The organism is Stenotrophomonas maltophilia group sp. Smal12, assembly GCF_037079935.1.
Taxonomy (GTDB): domain Bacteria; phylum Pseudomonadota; class Gammaproteobacteria; order Xanthomonadales; family Xanthomonadaceae; genus Stenotrophomonas; species Stenotrophomonas sepilia.
This window is the reverse complement of sequence record NZ_JBAWUK010000147.1, coordinates 1-501: the sequence shown is the minus strand read 5'-3', so window position 1 is coordinate 501 and position 501 is coordinate 1. Positions and strand designations below refer to the sequence as shown.

Below are 501 nucleotides of genomic sequence, written 5' to 3'. Positions count from 1 at the left end.
ACGATCGTCGATGCCACGATCATCGCCGCGCCAAGCTCGACCAGAAACGCCCAAGGCAAGCGTGACCCGGACATGCATCAGACCAGGAAGGGCAACCAGTGGTATTTCGGGATGAAGGCGCACATCGGCGTGGACGATGCCTCTGGGCTGGTGCACCACGTGCAATGCACGGCGGCCAAAGTGGCTGACATCACCCAGACCCATAAGCTCCTGCATGGCGATGCGGACACGGTGTGTGGCGACAGCGGCTATACCGGTGCGGACAAGCGCATCGAACTGAGCCAGAGCAAGGCCGGGTTTCTGATCGCGGCCAAGCCTTCGAAGGTGCGGGCCATCAGGAACCAGCGCAAACGTGCGGTTGTTGAGGACTGGGAACATTTCATCGCCCGGCTCAGGGCCAAGGTCGAGCATCCGTTCCGGGTGATCAAGCGTCAGTTTGGCTACACCAAGGTGCGCTATCGCGGCCTGGCCAAGAACACCGCGCAGGTGATGACGCTGTTT

1 protein-coding gene is annotated in these 501 nt (G+C 61.3%); it reads left to right on the top strand.

From position 1 onward, the window contains the following. Window positions 1-501: IS5 family transposase (locus WDC87_RS22010; protein WP_336331357.1), on the top strand; the 501-nt coding region annotated here is incomplete at both ends.